The organism is Paenochrobactrum pullorum, from assembly GCF_041929845.1.
Classification (GTDB): Bacteria; Pseudomonadota; Alphaproteobacteria; order Rhizobiales; family Rhizobiaceae; genus Paenochrobactrum; species Paenochrobactrum pullorum.
The window spans coordinates 44050-58483 of sequence record NZ_JBHEEH010000007.1 but is presented as its reverse complement, the minus strand read 5'-3'; the positions used below and the strand labels follow the sequence as shown (position 1 = coordinate 58483).

Below are 14434 nucleotides of genomic sequence, written 5' to 3'. Positions count from 1 at the left end.
TTTTGGCGAAGTGCGGTCGGGGAGAAATCAAGGGAGGAAATGACATGATTTCGGTCATGAGGCAATTTATTACCCCTGTTACATCGATAGCTTTGGCAGGTGCGCTTCTGTGGAGTGGCACGGCGTGGATGACAGAGGCGCAAGCAGCAACTGTAACATTAAGAATGGTCGGCGCATGGGCGCACGGCTTTTCACCAACTGCCGATATCGGCAAAAATTTCATGGATAATGTAAACCGCATTGGTGAAGGCAAAGTGCGGGTGCAATATATGGGTGCAGACGATGTTCTGCCGCCTTTTGATCAGCCGGAAGCGCTGGTAAATGGTGTTTTTGATGTCTGGTATGGTGCACCAAACTATTGGGCAGGTGTGGTGCCGGGCGGAGACATCACCGAACTTTCACCTTATAAAGTGCCGGATAATGGCCCGGGCAGTAAACTACATAACTATTTGGTTGATCTTTATGCCAACAAAGGTGCACGTTATATCGGCCACGCCAGTGGAGATCTAGGTGTAGGTGTTCATTATATCAGTACCAATTTTCCGGTAAAATCCATTGACGACATCAAGTCGAAAAAGCTGCGTTCAGCACCGCTGACCCGACATTTCTTGAAAGATGCGGGCGCAGAATCTGTCACTTTGCCACCAAGTGAAATTTATCTGGCGATGGATCGCGGTACGGTTGATGGTTTCAGCTGGCCGGTTGCCGATGGTTTTACCCGTTATGGCTGGCAGAGCGTCACCAAATATATGATCGACCAGCCGATGTATCGCAGTGGTGCAAACATTGTGATGAACCTCGATAAATACGAGGCATTGTCGCCTGAAATTCAAGCCATTCTCGATCAGGCAATGTCCGAAACACAAGAATGGACACAAGGCTGGTTTCAACAAAATCTCGAGGAACAAACGGACCTGATGCAAAAAGCCGGCATGGAAGTGGTGAAGCTTTCACCCGAAGAAGCCGAGCGCTGGAACAAGGTCGCTGTTGATTCGCTCTGGGCTTATTACGCTTCTATTCTAAGCGAGAAACAAATCTCTGAAGTCAAAGAGCTCTTCGAACAATGATGTCTGAGGTTTTTGCTCTTGGAAGTGACCTTCCAAGAGCAAAGCTCCATTCGAACGAATGCAGGTTTGTTATGAAAACAATTGAGAAATTCTACGACTTCATTTTGAATTTGTTTGCCTTTCTCGCATGTCTCACATTGATTGCTATGATGCTGGCAACGGTTATCAAAGTGGCGATGCGTGTCTTCTTTAATTACGGCATCCACGGCATCGACCAGATCAGTGGCATCATGATGGTCTATATCACCTTCTTAGGCGCTGCATGGGTGTTGCGCAAAGACGGTCATGTTACGGTCGATATTCTGATGACGATTGTCTCGCCGCCGGTGCGTCGTGCCATGCTGGTCATTTCTTCGGTCATTAGCGCCATCGTCTGTCTGATCATGGCTTATTACGGCTATCACGCCATTATCCGCTCCATTCAGCGCGGTATTATGGTGGCAGCTGAGCTTGAAATCCCGCGCGCCATCAATCTGGCGGTCATTCCGGTTGGATGTTTCCTGCTGGGCGTAGAATTTATCCTGCGCACACTCCGTTTTATCCGCGCCGATAATATTCAACCATCCAAACCTGCGGAGCACTAAAATGGAGTGGTGGACTTTTCTGTTATATTTTTTCGCGGGGCTCACCGGCTTGATGATGCTGGGTGTGCCGGTGGCTTTTGCCTTCATGACCGTCAATATGCTGGGCGTGTTTTTCATGTGGGGCGGAACAACCGGCTTCAGTCAGTTAGTTTTGAGTATTGATAGTTCAATCTCGACCTTCATGCTGGTGCCGGTACCGATGTTCATTTTGATGGGCTCGGTGATGTTTCATTCAGGCATTGCACCGCGTATGATCGAGGTGCTTGATCAGTGGCTAGGCTTTATTGCCGGTCGTTTGGCAGTGCTGACTATTGGTGCGGGAACTGTGCTGGCGACACTGACTGGCGTGGCGATGGGTTCAGTTGCAATGCTTGGCTCAACCTTGACACCGGAAATGGAACGCCGCGGTTATGCGCGTACTCTAGCAATCGGTCCGGTGCTTGGCAGTGGTGCTTTAGCTATTCTCATTCCACCAAGCACTTTGGCGATTGTTTTGGCGAGTGTTGGCGGATTTTCGATTGCCAAAACGCTGGTTGCCATCATTGTGCCGGGCATTTTGCTGGCGATTGCTTATATCCTTTATATCGTCTTGCGCGCTACTTTACGTCCGCAAGATGCGCCGACTTATGAAATAGAAATCGTGCCTTTTCGTGTAAAAATGAAAAACACGCTGTTCTATCTCGTTCCGCCGGTTTCGATTGTGGTGCTGACGATCGTTTTTATCTTCACCGGTATCGCTACACCGACTGAATCGGCTGCAATCGGAACATTCCTGACGTTCATTCTGTCTTTCATGTATGGAAAACTGAATTGGCAGACCGTCCGCAACGCTCTTTCGTCAGCTTTGCAGCTGACAGTGATGATCCTGATCATTTTGACCGGTTCGGCAGCCTTCAGTCAGTTATTGAGTTTTTCCGGCGCAACTACGGCCATCACCGAATGGGCAACAACTTTACCGGTCGCACCGCTGGTGCTGATGCTGATCATGATGCTGATTGTTATGGTGATCGGTATGTTTATTGAACAGACATCGATTGTTCTGGTCACCATGCCGATTTTTCTGCCAATCATCCATGCCATGGGCTGGGAACCGATTTGGTTTGCTGTGGTGATGATGGTCAATCTGGAACTTGCCACCATTACTCCGCCAGCAGGATTATCGCTTTTCGTTATGAAAGGTGTGGCGCCCGAAGGCACCACAATGGGCGAGATTTATATGGCGGCAGTACCGTTCATTCTCATTAATATCAGCCTGATGGCTTTGCTTATCTTTATCCCTGACATAGCGCTCTGGCTGCCAAGCCTGATGGACTGATGATCATCAAATAAAATCGGAAATCTTGTCTTTTAAGGGCGTGAAGCCTTCAACAACCGGAGAATAAAATGAGTTCTGCGACCCGTCAGAAAATTCTGGAAACCATTGAAAATAATCAGGATGCCTCGGTCAAATTCTTGCAAGAAATGATCGCGATCCCCTCTGTTACCGGTGATGAGGCTGCTATTCAGGCTTATGTCGCCGATTATATGAACAAGATCGGCCTTGAGGTCGATATGTGGGAAACCGATTGGGAGGAATTGAAAAAACATCCCGGTTATCGCCCTGTCGCGATGGGTTACGAGGGCCGTCCGAATATTGTGGCGACATTCAAAGGCACCGGCGGAGGCCGTTCATTGCTTCTCAATGGCCATACGGATGTTATTCCGGTCGGCAATGGTGAAGGCTGGTCAGATAATCCTTGGTCGGCAAAAATCGACAATGGACTTATTTATGGTCGTGGTGCCGCTGACATGAAAAGCGGTGTGGCAAGCCATATTCTGGCTGTCGAATATCTGAAACAAGCGGGCGTAAAACTGAAAGGCGATGTCTATATCAACGTGGTGATTGATGAAGAGGTTTCCGGCCACGGTACGCTTGATACGGTAATGCGCGGCTATAAAGCGGATGCCGGTATTTCGGGAGAAACCAGTGATCTGGCAGTGCAGCCGGCTTGCATCGGTCGCATCTGGTTTGAAATTGCTGTGCAGGGCAAACCGGCGGGAATTCAAAAGCGCTATGAAGGCATTTCCGGCATTGATCTGGGCAATAAAGTTGTGCAGGCCGTTAAAGAGCTGGAAGATTACCGCGTGGCAACCGTGCGCCATCCGCTTTACCCGAATGCGCTGGATTCTCTGCCATGCATTATTGGCAGCTTTCAGGCCGGTAACTATCCAAGCGCTTTTCCAGACACCGCATTGCTAAAAGGTAGTATCGGAACGGTTCCGGGTGAAGATCATGAAGGGGTCAAGCAAAGTCTTGTTGATAAAATCAACGAAATGGCCGCACAAGATCCTTGGATGAAAGACCATCCGCCGGTGGTGCGTTTTGTCGGCTATGATGCGCAGGCATCCGAAATTCCGGTCGATCATCCGATTGTTGATCTGGTGAGCAAAAACTATACTGAACTGACCGGAAAACAGCCGGTTATCAGTGGGCGTCAGGGTGCTGCCGATACACGTTTCCTCAACCTTTATGCAGATACACCAACAGTAATCTTCGGACCGGGTTCAACGGCGGTTATGCATGCTAATGACGAATATGTATCGATTGAGGATTACATCACATCTATCAAGGTGATGGCGCTTTGCATTTATGATTGGTGCGGGGCAGAAAACTAAAAAGGGGAGTATCATGGCTGAGATTAAACAGGTTTTTAAAGTCAACCATAACCGCAAAGTTGTGTGGGAGAAGTTTCAGGATTTGGCAGCGGTAGTGGCCTGTATTCCGGGAGCACAACTAACCGAGCCACCGGTGGATGGTGTTGCCAAAGGGCGCATTACGGTGAAACTTGGCCCTGTGAAGGCAGATTTTGGTGGCGAGGCCAAGGTGGTACCGGATGAGGCAAGGTTCACTGGCGTTATCACTGGGGTGGGGATTGATAAAAATCATTCTTCGCGCGCTAAAGGCGAGGTGACTTATGCGCTGACTGAAGAGGGAGAAAACACCACCGTTGTTTCGGTGGATGTAAATTATTCACTCTCTGGCTCCTTGGCGCAGGTTGCACGTGGTGGCATTGTTGAGGCGGTTGCCGGTCAAATCTGCAAAGAATTTGCCAATAATTTGGAAGGTGAATTGTCTGCCGGAGCAGAACCGGTAGCAGAAAGTTTTGATGCCGCTGAGGGCGTTGCTGCACCGTCACCAAAGCCGGCTGCACCACGCAAACCTGCACCGGCAAAAGAGCTGAATATGCTGAGTGTTTTATGGGCCGTGTTTAAAAACAAGCTAGGCGCACTTTTCGGGCGTGCCTGAAAATGTGTCGATAAAAAGGGAGGAGGGGCTAAATGAACTTAAAACTGACGCAACAGGATGTGTTGTTTCAGCCCCTTCTGATGGCTGTGAAATGGTTAAAGGAAAACCGACCTGCCGCCATTGCCACTGTCATTGAAACATGGGGCTCGGCGCCGTGTCCCGTCGGTAGTCACTTGTTGATTGATAATCACGCTAATTTCTATGGTTCTGTTTCTGGTGGTTGCGTGGAGACAGAAGTCATCGGTCAAGCACTGGATGTCATCACAGATGGAAAATCTCGTGTGCTGGAATTTGGCATTGCCGATGAAACCGCATGGCGTGTCGGCCTTTCATGTGGCGGACGTATTAAAATTCTGGTGACACCGTTAACGGCTGTCTTTACTGATATTTCTCAAGCATTGGAAAACCGGCGTGCAAGTTATTTGCTGACCAATATTCAAAATGGCGCTCAGCAGCATATTTTTGATGGTGATGTTTCATTGCTGCCTTTGATGGAAAATGTGAACATTGGCAAGTCCGGTATACTTAGCCTTGAGGGGCAGGATTATTTTCTCAATATTTATGCGCCACATCCGCGACTTGTTTTGGTCGGTGCGGTGCATATCAGCCAGAACCTGCTGGTCGCAGCCAAATTGACCAATTTCGATGTCACTATCATTGATCCAAGATCGGCCTTTGCGACAGAGCAACGTTTTGGCGATGCGGATTTGCATGTGGAGTGGCCGCAAGATTATTTCGGCAAACACGCATTAGATAAACATACGGCTGTGGCTGCCTTGACGCATGATCCGAAAATAGATGACCCTGCATTGATCGCTGCATTACAGGCGAAAGCATTTTATATTGGGGCTCTGGGTAGCCGAAAAACCCATGTAAAACGGCTTGAGCGACTTTATCAGGCCGGCTTTTCGGAAAATGATTGTGGATTGATCCATGCGCCGATCGGGCTTGATATCAAGGCGCAAGGTCCTGCTGAAATTGCCATTGCAGTTTTGGCGCAGGTGATTGCCGCCTATCGCAACCGTTCAACGGAATAAATCCATGCAGTTTGGTCGCTTGTCATTAAAGGATGCATTGGGAGCTATTCTCGCTCATACGATCATTGCCGATGAAAAGGTGATCAAAAAAGGCTCGATTTTAACGCGCAGCGATATTGAACATATCAGATTGGCAGGGCATGCAGATGTGCTGGCTGCCAAATTGGAAGCCCTTGATATTGGTGAAGATGATGCGGCACGACGCATTGCAGATTGCTTGTCTTTTGAAAATATCCGTGCAGGACTTGCAACCACGGGACGGGTTAATTTCTATGCGGAAAAAGCCGGTCTTTTTTGCGTTTCGGAAGAACTGGTTCATGCCATTAATCGCGTTGACAGCTCGATAACCTTGGCAACATTAGCGCCTTTTACCCGCACAACTGTCGACATGCTGGTTGCAACGGTTAAAATCATTCCCTTTGCAGTCGATCAGTTACATATGCAAAAAGTGCAAAGTCTGGCCATCAGACAGCGAGCATTTGCGGTTAAACCATTTTCTCCTAAAAAAGTCGGCTTGATCCAAACCACATTGCCAAATCTCAAAATCAGTATTCTTGACAAAACAGCCAAAGTTACCGCCAGGCGCCTGGAGCTTAATGGCAGCGATTTGGTAAGCGAGATGCGCGTTGAGCATCAAGTGCCGTTCGTTGCAGAGGCGATCAAAGGCACATTGAAAAATGCCGATATGGCCGTTATTTTCGGGGCTTCCGCGGTATGTGATCCAGATGATATCGTACCGCAGGCTATTCGCCTTGCCGGAGGCAAGATCGAACGCATCGGTATGCCGGTTGATCCTGGTAATTTGCTGATATTGGCAAGTCTGGATGGCAAACCTGTACTGGGGGCTCCCGGATGTTCCAGAAGTCCGAAAGAAAATGGTTTTGATTGGATTTTGGATCGTTTGATGGCTGATTTAAAAGTTGATCATCAAATGGTCTCCAGAATGGGGGTGGGCGGTATTTTGTCTGAAATTCCAAGCCGGCCTTCACCGCGGGAAATGCTGAAAGCAGATTTTAAAGGTGATGTGGCAATTGCTGTTTTGGCTGCCGGACGCTCCAGCCGGATGGGTATGCGCAATAAATTGCTGGCACATTTTGATGGTGTGCCGCTTATCAGGCGCTCGGCAGAAGCGGCAATTGCCGGTGGCGGGCGACCGGTCATTGTTGTGCTTGGCCATATGGCTGAAGAAATTGATATGGCGCTGCATCATCTAACCATCAAAACCATTATAAATTCCGATTACAGTCAAGGGCTATCAACTTCAATCAAAGCAGCACTTGATCATCTGCCGCCTTCTGCAACGGGATTAATGATCCAGCTTGGTGATATGCCGCAGATCAAAGCTACGCATATAAGGGAAATACTGGCGGCATTCGACAAAAGCCGTCATCGTGCGGTCGTTCGCGCAACTTGTAATGGGGAGGCTGGTAATCCGGTGGTTATTCCTTCCAGCCTTTTTGCAGAACTTGCACAATTGCAAGGGGATCGTGGTGCGCGAACTCTGATTGAAAAAAGTGCCGTTGAAGTGATTGATGTCGAAATTGGCGAAGCCGCTTTGAGTGATGTCGATACCGCGGAAGCTTTGGCAAAAGCCGGTGGATATTGGGCTGACCGATTGATTTCAACTATTTGAAATGATTTCCTTGCTGAAGTTTATTTTAAGGTCAGATGCGCCAAGAAGCCATTGTTTATTTGCTAAATGATTGCTTTTTATTGCATATTGGTGCTGCTTGAGAGATGCTATTTGCGTCGCTTAATTCACTCACCTTTATATATAATAATCTGAAAGCAATATCATTATGGAACCGGCTAATATGGCAGCGCTTTTGCTGCTGGCAGGTCTTGCGGCCTATATGCAGACGCTCACTGGCTTTGCGTTGGGGTTGATCATGATGGGCGGCATAGCATTGGCTGCCATAATGCCGATAAATGAAGCGGCGATATTGGTGAGTTTTTTAACGGTCGTGAATGCTGCACAAGTTTTGGCAAAAGGTTGGCGCAATATCGCCAAGCGTGAATTTACGCTGATTATAATCCCAAGCCTTTTGTTTTTGTTGATCGGTTACTGGCTGCTTGGGCTTTTACTTGATAGTTCGGTTGTTTGGCTGAAATTGGTGCTTGGCATTTTTATTATTATTTCGAGTATCCAGCTGCTTATGAAACCAACGCCTTTGGAAAAGCCGTCTGCAGCGGGATCGTTTATTTTCTTTGGTTCATTAGCCGGATTAATGGGCGGTTTATTTTCAACCGCAGGACCACCATTAGTTTATCATCTATATCGACAGCCTTTAAGACTTGCGGTTATCCGCGAAACGCTGGTGGCAGTTTTTGGACTGAATGCGCTGGTGCGACTTGGCACTGTAATGGCGGCAGGAGAAATGCCATCAATTGATTTTTGGTGGAGCCTTTTGGCCATACCGGTCGTGATCTTATTTACATTTTTGGCGCGTCGTTTTCCCCCACCGCTTTCGGCTGTTGCCTTGCGACGATTGGCATTTGTTTTGTTGTTTTTGTCCGGCGCATCATTGGCAATACCGGCAATTTTCACGCTTGTTGCAGATATTTAGTGCGTATAGAAAAAGGCTCCCGTATTTATCTGGGAGCCTTTTTGATCTTACAGCGTATTAGGACGTTTGCCTTCCAGAAGATCAAGCACCGTACGTGCTGCTTCCATCACATTGGTGCCGGGGCCAAAAACGGCTGAAACACCATTTTCATAAAGGTAATCATAGTCTTGGCGTGGAATAACACCGCCAACCACGACAATCACCTGACCAGCACCGCGTTCTTTCAACGCTTTAATGAGTTGCGGCGCCAGTGTTTTGTGACCGGCTGCCAGTGACGACATGCCAACCACATGCACCTTCTGCTGCACGGCCATATCTGCCGCTTCTTCCGGTGTTTGGAAGAGTGGGCCAGCAAGCACATCAAAACCCATATCGCCAAAGGCAGAAGCAATGATTTTGGCGCCACGGTCATGGCCATCCTGACCAAGTTTCGCGACCATAATTTTAGGCTTTTGGCTTAAAACTATGGAAAATTCGCCAAGGCGCTCGATAAGTGTTTGATATTCCGGATCGCCGTCATAGGCATCCCCATAAACATCGCTGACAACTTCCGGAATGGCGGCATGGTCACCATAAACAACACGCAATGCATCGGAAATTTCGCCGACTGTGGCACGCGCACGCGCGGCTTCCACCGCGGCTTCCAGAATATTACCCTGTTTGGTGCGGGCAACTTCCGTTAATGCCGTAAGGGCTGCTGCCACCTTGGCGGCATCGCGATTGCGTTTCATTTTTTCAATGCGCTCGATCTGCGCCAGACGCACTGCCGTATTGTCGATTTCGAGAATATCGAGTTGGTCTTCGTTTTCGAGGCGGTATTTATTGACGCCGACGATCACTTCATCGCCGCGGTCAACAGCAGCTTGACGCCGCGTTGCCGCTTCTTCGATCAGGCGTTTCGGCATGCCGGTGGCAACCGCTTTGGTCATGCCGCCAAGCTCTTCCACTTCTTCAATCAGCGCCCAAGCTTTTTCAGCCAGATCATGGGTGAGGCTTTCGACATAATAAGAACCGGCCAGCGGATCCACCACATTGGTGACGCCGGTTTCATGCTGCAAAATCAACTGCGTATTACGCGCAATACGAGCCGAAAACTCCGTTGGCAGGGCAATCGCTTCATCAAGCGCGTTGGTGTGCAGCGACTGTGTGCCGCCAAGTGCTGCCGACATCGCCTCATAAGCAGTGCGGATAACGTTATTATAAGGGTCTTGTTCCTGCAACGACACGCCGGAGGTCTGGCAGTGGGTGCGCAGCATCATAGATGAGGCTTTTTTCGGCTCGAATTCTTCCATGATGCGTGTCCACAGCAAGCGCGCGGCGCGAAGCTTGGCTGCTTCCATAAAGAAATTCATGCCGATGGCGAAGAAGAACGACAAGCGCCCCGCGAAATCATCGACATTCAGGCCTTTTCTCAAGGCTGCGCGCACATATTCGCGCCCGTCGGCCAATGTGAAAGCGAGTTCCTGCACCAGTGTCGAACCCGCTTCCTGCATATGATAGCCGGAAATGGAGATCGAATTGAAGCGCGGCATTTCTTTGGCTGTGTATTCGATAATATCGGCAATAATCCGCATGGATGGTTCCGGCGGATAGATATAGGTGTTGCGCACCATAAACTCTTTCAGAATATCATTCTGAATCGTGCCGGAAAGCTCGGCGCGCGAGCAGCCTTGTTCTTCGCCAGCGACAATGAAATTGGCCAAAATCGGAATAACCGCGCCATTCATGGTCATGGAAACAGACATATCTTTGAGCGGAATACCGTCAAAGAGAATTTTCATATCCTCGACACTGTCAATCGCCACACCTGCTTTACCGACATCGCCGACAACGCGGGGATGGTCGCTGTCATAGCCGCGATGGGTTGCCAGATCGAAAGCAACGGACAAGCCTTTTTGTCCGGCAGCAAGATTGCGTTTGTAAAAAGCATTGGAGGCTTCAGCGGTGGAAAAACCGGCATATTGGCGGATTGTCCATGGACGACCGGCATACATGGTGGCGCGGGGGCCGCGTACAAAAGGCGCAAAACCGGGCAGTGTATCCAGATGTTGCACACGCTCCAGGTCATCAGCGGTATAAAGCGGTTTCACCGGAATGCCTTCCGGTGTCTGCCATGTCAGTGTGTCGGGAGATCGTTTGACCTCCTTTTCTGCCAGTTTCTGCCAATCGGCCATTGTTACTTTCGCCGCCATTAAATGAACTCCAGAATAAGCTCATCGACAGCAAGACTTTGGCCGGCAGATGCCAGTATGCGCTTCACCACGCCGCTTTTTTCTGCGCGCAAGGTATTTTCCATTTTCATTGCTTCAACAATTGCCAATGCTTGTCCTGCCTCTACGTGATCGCCCTCCGCGACTGCAATGGAGGTTATCACACCCGGCATCGGGCACAATAGCATCTTGGATGTATCCGGCGCTTGCTTGACCGGCATCAGCTCGGCAAGCTCCGCCACTCGCGGACGACGGACAAAACATTTAACATCAATGCCGCGATAGCGCAGACGCAAAGCATTGCCGTTAATGTCAACTTTAACGCCCATTGTTTCGCCGTCTACATTGAATATGTCAAGCTGATCGCCTGGTTTCCATTCGCTTGCCACATGCAACACAGTATTGGCACCGATCAGAACACGCAAACCGGCTTCATAATCTTCCATGGTCAGAGCAAGGCATTGATGGCCTAAGCTGACAACCCATTCTTTGGCCAATGGTGCGATGTGGTCGCTTAAACGACCGCTGATTTGGGCAGCGCGTTCCTGCATGATTTTATTGATGAATGCGGCAACAGCTGCCAGTTTTTGTGCGGTTTTCACATCCGCATTAACACCTTGGAACCCTTCCGGAAATTCTTCGGCGATGAAAGCCGTGGTGATATTGCCGTCACGGAAGCGCGGATGCTGCATAACGGCTGACAGGAACGGCAGATTGTGGCCAATGCCTTCCAATTCAAACTCGTCTAAAGCAGCGCTCATCGCATCAATTGCGGTGATACGATCCGGTGCCCATGTACAAAGTTTTGCGACCATCGGGTCGTAATACATGGAAATTTCGCCACCTTCATAAACGCCGGTATCATTGCGCACAATGGTGCCGTCAGTGTTTTCACCTTCCGCTGGCGGGCGATAACGTGTGAGGCGGCCAATGGACGGCAAGAAATTGCGATATGGATCTTCGGCGTAAAGGCGGCTTTCAATCGCCCAGCCGTTCAGTTTGACTTCGCTTTGTGCAATTGCCAGTTTTTCACCGGCGGCAACACGGATCATTTGCTCGACAAGGTCAATGCCGGTGATGAGTTCCGTGACCGGATGTTCCACCTGCAAGCGGGTGTTCATTTCGAGGAAATAGAAATTACGTGAACCATCAACGATAAATTCAACCGTACCGGCTGAAGTATAACCTACGGCCGCGGCAAGTGCTACAGCCTGTTCGCCCATGGCGCGGCGTGTTGCTTCATCCAAGAAAGGAGACGGGGCTTCTTCCACCACTTTTTGGTTGCGGCGTTGAATGGAGCATTCACGTTCGCCCAAATAAATAATATTGCCGTGTTTGTCGCCAAGTACCTGAATTTCGATATGGCGCGGCTGGGTGACAAATTTTTCAATGAAAATACGGTCGTCACCGAATGAGTTTTTGGCCTCATTCTTGGCAGCCTGAAAGCCTTCACGTGCTTCCGTTTCATTTTCGGCAATACGCATGCCCTTGCCGCCACCACCGGCGGAGGCCTTGATCATCACCGGATAGCCGATATTGGAGGCAATTTTCACCGCTTCATCAGCGCTTTCAATCAAACCCATATGCCCCGGAACTGTGGAAACGCCAGCTTCAGCGGCCAGTTTTTTCGAGGTGATTTTATCACCCATCGCTAAAATTGCGCCTTCTGGCGGGCCGATGAAAGCAACGCCGAGCTTATCTAAAGCTGCGGCAAAAGCCGGATTTTCCGACAAAAAGCCATAGCCCGGATGCACCGCATCAGCGCCGGTTTGACGGATGGCATCGAGAATTTTGTCGATGACAATATAAGACTGGTTGGATGGTGCAGGGCCGATATGGACAGCTTCATCAGCCATGCTGACATGAAGCGCGTTACGGTCGGCATCAGAATAAACAGCAACTGTGGCAATGCCCATTTTCTTCGCGGTTTTGATCACGCGGCAGGCAATTTCACCTCGGTTAGCAATAAGAATTTTTTTAAACATATTAAATCCAGCTTCGGTTGAACGGTTTAAGCCCGAGGGAAAAAATCACAGCGGAATAGTATCGTGCTTGCGCCAGCGCTGCTCAGTGCGTTTATTACGCAGTGAAGCAAAGGCACGGGCGATACGGCGGCGCGATGAGTGAGGCATAATCACCTCATCAATAAAGCCGCGTTCTGCTGCCACAAACGGATTGGCGAAACGGGTTTCATATTCCGCTGTCCGTTCACTGATTTTTTCCGGATCATTCAGTTCCGAGCGATAGAGAATTTCGGTGGCGCCTTTTGCACCCATCACAGCAATTTCTGCCGTTGGCCATGCGTAATTGATGTCGGCACCGATATGTTTGGAAGCCATCACGTCATAAGCACCGCCATAGGCTTTGCGGGTGATAAGCGTGACCATTGGGACGGTTGCTTGTGAATAAGCAAAAAGCAATTTTGCGCCATGCTTGATCACGCCGCCATATTCCTGTGCGGTGCCCGGCAAGAAGCCCGGCACGTCCACAAGGGTGAGGATTGGAATATTGAACGCATCGCAGAAGCGCACAAAACGTGCCGCTTTGCGCGAGGCATCAATATCAAGGCAGCCTGCCAGTACCATCGGTTGGTTGGCAACTACGCCGACGGTTTGACCATCAATGCGCACAAAACCGGTGAGAATGTTTTTGGCGAAAGCTTCCTGAATTTGGAAGAACGCTCCTTCATCCGCGATTGAGTAAATCAACTCGCACATATCATATGGCTTGTTGGAAGCATCAGGAATGAGGGTATCCAAGCGTTGTTCAAGACGTGCCGGATCATCAAAGCTCGGGCGCTTTGGTGTGCTTTCAAGATTATTGAGTGGCAGATAGTCAAACAATATGCGCACTTGTTCTAGTGCTTCGATGTCGTTTTCATAAGCGCCGTCGGCAACGGAGGATTTGCTGGTGTGGGTGCGTGCGCCGCCCAGCTCTTCAGCGGTAACAATTTCGTTGGTAACGGTCTTTACCACATCAGGGCCGGTGACAAACATATAAGAACTGTCACGCACCATGAAGATAAAGTCGGTCATGGCAGGGGAATAAACTGCACCACCGGCACATGGCCCCATGATGACGGATATTTGCGGTACAACGCCGGAAGCATCAACATTGCGCTTGAACACTTCGGCATAGCCTGCCAGTGAAGCAACGCCTTCTTGAATACGAGCGCCGCCGGAATCGTTTAATCCAATGACCGGTGCGCCATTTTGCAACGCCATATCCATAATTTTGCAAATTTTCTGCGCGTGGGTTTCAGACAAAGAGCCGCCCAGGACGGTAAAATCCTGACTGAAGACATAAACCTGACGACCATTGATGGTGCCCCAGCCGGTAACAACGCCGTCGCCTGCAATTTTCTGGGAGGCCATGCCGAAATCCACCGCGCGGTGGGTGACATACATGTCGTATTCTTCAAACGATCCTTCATCCAGCAGCACTTCGATACGCTCACGGGCGGTCAGCTTACCTTTTGAATGTTGGGCATCAATTCGCTTCTGCCCGCCGCCAAGCCTTGCTTGCGCACGGCGTGTTTCGAGTTGCTCTAAAATCGATCGCATTTCATCTCCCAATTGCAAAATATTGCACTTCTTTGAATGTATTAGCCCAAGAAAGGACTTCACAGAACCGGTAAACATGTGGCAATGTGTAAATTATAAAAATGCAAACTCAAAATTGCG

The 14434-nt window shown here is 49.5% G+C and carries 11 protein-coding genes; 8 read left to right on the top strand and 3 right to left on the bottom strand.

Going from position 1 to position 14434, the window contains the following annotated elements; genetic code table 11:
- Positions 1-56 precede the first annotated feature (56 nt).
- The 8 genes from dctP (at position 57) to JNC77_RS11395 (ending at position 8541) form a co-directional block, all read left to right on the top strand.
- Positions 57-1067, top strand: coding sequence for a TRAP transporter substrate-binding protein DctP (gene dctP / locus JNC77_RS11430; protein ID WP_374832573.1), 1011 nt, complete (start codon positions 57-59; stop codon positions 1065-1067).
- A gap of 71 nt (positions 1068-1138) precedes the next feature.
- Positions 1139-1651, top strand: coding sequence for a TRAP transporter small permease (locus JNC77_RS11425; protein ID WP_374832571.1), 513 nt, complete (start codon positions 1139-1141; stop codon positions 1649-1651).
- A gap of 1 nt (position 1652) precedes the next feature.
- Positions 1653-2966 (top strand): TRAP transporter large permease, encoded by a 1314-nt coding sequence (locus tag JNC77_RS11420; RefSeq protein WP_374832569.1) that lies wholly within the window; start codon positions 1653-1655, stop codon positions 2964-2966.
- Positions 2967-3034: 68 nt separating this feature from the next.
- Positions 3035-4306 carry an ArgE/DapE family deacylase gene (locus tag JNC77_RS11415; protein ID WP_374832567.1) on the top strand — a complete coding sequence of 424 codons (1272 nt, stop codon included), beginning with the start codon at positions 3035-3037 and terminating at the stop codon, positions 4304-4306.
- A gap of 13 nt (positions 4307-4319) precedes the next feature.
- Positions 4320-4937 (top strand): SRPBCC family protein, encoded by a 618-nt coding sequence (locus JNC77_RS11410; protein WP_374832565.1) that lies wholly within the window; start codon positions 4320-4322, stop codon positions 4935-4937.
- Between the two features lie 32 nt (positions 4938-4969).
- A complete protein-coding gene (locus JNC77_RS11405; RefSeq protein ID WP_374832563.1) occupies positions 4970-5974 on the top strand; it encodes an XdhC family protein in 1005 nt (334 codons plus the stop codon).
- A gap of 4 nt (positions 5975-5978) precedes the next feature.
- Complete coding sequence (locus tag JNC77_RS11400; RefSeq protein WP_374832561.1) at positions 5979-7607, top strand: NTP transferase domain-containing protein; 1629 nt, start codon at positions 5979-5981, stop codon at positions 7605-7607.
- Between the two features lie 166 nt (positions 7608-7773).
- On the top strand, positions 7774-8541 hold the full coding sequence (locus JNC77_RS11395; protein ID WP_374832559.1) for a TSUP family transporter: 768 nt from the start codon (positions 7774-7776) through the stop codon (positions 8539-8541).
- Between the two features lie 47 nt (positions 8542-8588).
- Here the strand turns inward: JNC77_RS11395 and scpA are convergent, their stop codons facing one another.
- Genes scpA through JNC77_RS11380 form a run of 3 tightly spaced genes read right to left on the bottom strand, consistent with a single transcriptional unit; the run spans position 8589 to position 14314 of the window.
- Positions 8589-10733: a methylmalonyl-CoA mutase gene (gene scpA / locus JNC77_RS11390; protein ID WP_374832557.1), complete on the bottom strand. Its 2145-nt coding sequence runs from the start codon at positions 10731-10733 to the stop codon at positions 8589-8591.
- A complete protein-coding gene (locus JNC77_RS11385) occupies positions 10733-12736 on the bottom strand; it encodes an acetyl-CoA carboxylase biotin carboxylase subunit (protein WP_374832555.1) in 2004 nt (667 codons plus the stop codon). The genes scpA and JNC77_RS11385 overlap by 1 nt, the downstream gene beginning before the upstream one ends.
- A gap of 45 nt (positions 12737-12781) precedes the next feature.
- The gene (locus JNC77_RS11380) at positions 12782-14314 is read right to left on the bottom strand and encodes an acyl-CoA carboxylase subunit beta (RefSeq protein ID WP_374832553.1); all 1533 of its coding nucleotides are present in this window, start codon (positions 14312-14314) and stop codon (positions 12782-12784) included.
- Positions 14315-14434: the final 120 nt, after the last annotated feature.

Excerpts from the sequence above, each read along its gene's own strand:
- JNC77_RS11410 (WP_374832565.1), top strand. The coding sequence starts at position 4,320 with ATGGCTGAGATTAAACAGGTTTTTAAAGTCAACCATAACCGCAAAGTT.
- JNC77_RS11380 (WP_374832553.1), bottom strand. The coding sequence starts at position 14,314 with ATGCGATCGATTTTAGAGCAACTCGAAACACGCCGTGCGCAAGCAAGG.
- JNC77_RS11395 (WP_374832559.1), top strand. The coding sequence starts at position 7,774 with ATGGAACCGGCTAATATGGCAGCGCTTTTGCTGCTGGCAGGTCTTGCG.
- JNC77_RS11415 (WP_374832567.1), top strand. The coding sequence starts at position 3,035 with ATGAGTTCTGCGACCCGTCAGAAAATTCTGGAAACCATTGAAAATAAT.
- JNC77_RS11385 (WP_374832555.1), bottom strand. The coding sequence starts at position 12,736 with ATGTTTAAAAAAATTCTTATTGCTAACCGAGGTGAAATTGCCTGCCGC.
- JNC77_RS11405 (WP_374832563.1), top strand. The coding sequence starts at position 4,970 with ATGAACTTAAAACTGACGCAACAGGATGTGTTGTTTCAGCCCCTTCTG.
- dctP (WP_374832573.1), top strand. The coding sequence starts at position 57 with ATGAGGCAATTTATTACCCCTGTTACATCGATAGCTTTGGCAGGTGCG.
- JNC77_RS11420 (WP_374832569.1), top strand. The coding sequence starts at position 1,653 with ATGGAGTGGTGGACTTTTCTGTTATATTTTTTCGCGGGGCTCACCGGC.
- JNC77_RS11400 (WP_374832561.1), top strand. The coding sequence starts at position 5,979 with ATGCAGTTTGGTCGCTTGTCATTAAAGGATGCATTGGGAGCTATTCTC.
- JNC77_RS11425 (WP_374832571.1), top strand. The coding sequence starts at position 1,139 with ATGAAAACAATTGAGAAATTCTACGACTTCATTTTGAATTTGTTTGCC.
- scpA (WP_374832557.1), bottom strand. The coding sequence starts at position 10,733 with ATGGCGGCGAAAGTAACAATGGCCGATTGGCAGAAACTGGCAGAAAAG.